General features: G+C 35.8%; 4 pseudogenes. 3 read left to right on the top strand and 1 reads right to left on the bottom strand.

Annotation, left to right across the window (positions count from 1 at the left end):
* A pseudogene (locus PX636_RS18185) lies at positions 1-258 on the bottom strand (ISKra4 family transposase); the annotation flags it as partial.
* Positions 259-400: 142 nt separating this feature from the next.
* Here PX636_RS18185 and PX636_RS18190 point away from each other — a divergent pair.
* From PX636_RS18190 to PX636_RS22925, 3 pseudogenes are all read left to right on the top strand, one after another.
* A pseudogene (locus PX636_RS18190) lies at positions 401-841 on the top strand (hypothetical protein); the annotation flags it as partial.
* A gap of 26 nt (positions 842-867) precedes the next feature.
* Positions 868-1,257, top strand: a pseudogene (locus PX636_RS18195) (hypothetical protein); the annotation flags it as partial.
* A gap of 143 nt (positions 1,258-1,400) precedes the next feature.
* Positions 1,401-1,488: pseudogene (locus tag PX636_RS22925) on the top strand (DUF4347 domain-containing protein); the annotation flags it as partial.

Below are 1,488 nucleotides of genomic sequence, written 5' to 3' on the forward strand. Positions count from 1 at the left end.
ACTTCTTCGCTTGTTTTTCTGTAATTGGTAATTCGCCCAAAATACTTTTTACTTTTCTTGTCCGACCGGCTGTTTCTCCTGTGCTTGTTTTGACAAAAAAATACCGATTTCTGGGTTGACATACTGAATCATTAAATCTCTGACTGTCTCCTCTATCTCTCCCAAGTTATTAAATTTCTTAATTTGGGATTGCTCATAGAGACATTGCCCTAACTCTTGACATAACTCTTTAATTCTTTTTTCATTTTCTGATAACATTGAATTATTCCTCCCATCGAGAGCTATTCTGAATTGTAAGTTATAACTATTATAATCTCATTTCTCTTTGTGATCAAGTTGAAGATTTTCTAGTTTTTGACTGCTATAAGTATTAATACTCATTGCATAAGTGAGATGCTCCCAACGGGAACAGTGGAAGTGGAGGTTAATCAGGGGATTATATGAAAAGGAGTTCGAGAGGGAACAGATAATTAAACTGTTTGAAATCATCGACAATATGATGACTTTATCCCCTGAATTACAGTCAAGTTTAGAAAGTAAAATCAAACAATTTGAGGAGGAAAGAACCATGCCTTTAATGAGTAATATGGAGTTACGAGGAATAGAACGCGGTAAAGAAATAGGTAAGGAAATTGGTAAGGAAATTGGAGCGTTAGAAAATGCTCGTGATTTTGTGAAAAAAGTTTTGGAAAACCGACTAGGCGATATCCCTGGAGATATTGGACAATGTCTCAATGATGCTTCAGTTATTTCGGTTTTAGAAGAGATGTTAAAAGCCGCACTTATAGTAAATTCTTTTGAGGAGTGTAGGAAGTCTTTTAGTATCATCATAAATAAGTAGGGTGGGTAATACCTACCTTACTTAGTAAACTGTTTGAAATCATCGACAATATGATGACTTTATCCCCTGAATTACAGTCAAGCTTAGAGAGTAAAATCAAACAATTTGAGGAGGAAAGAACCATGCCTTTAGTAAGTAATATGGAGTTACGAGGAATAGAACGCGGTAAGGAAATTGGCAAGGAAATTGGTAAGGAAATTGGTAAAGAAATAGGCAAGGAAATTGGAGCGTTAGAAAATGCTCGTGATTTTGTCAAAACAGTTTTGCAAGCTCGCTTAGGTGAAGTTCCTTTAGATGTGGAACAATACCTGAATAAAGTTTCGGTACTATCTACATTACAAGAGATTGTTAAATTAGCAGCTACTGCTAATTCTCTCGCAGAATTTAAGCAGTCTTTGGCAAAAATCCAATCCTAGAACTTCTTTAGAAAACGGGTTTCTTTGAGAAACTCTTTGAGAAACCCGTTTTCTGTATAATGTTAATTTATGTTATGGAAGTCTTGAAAAATTGGGGATTGTTGGGCTAAAACTGTTAGCAATAAACCTTTGCGGTTAACGTCATGACTTCTACCCTTTTGCCGAGCTTTCCTGCTGTTGACGATGTTTTGTGCAATTTCGCTCAATCTGATGGCTTGAGTCAAGCTAATC

This window comes from Microcystis sp. M53598_WE2, from assembly GCF_030067735.1.
GTDB classification, from domain to species: Bacteria; Cyanobacteriota; Cyanobacteriia; order Cyanobacteriales; family Microcystaceae; genus Microcystis; species Microcystis aeruginosa.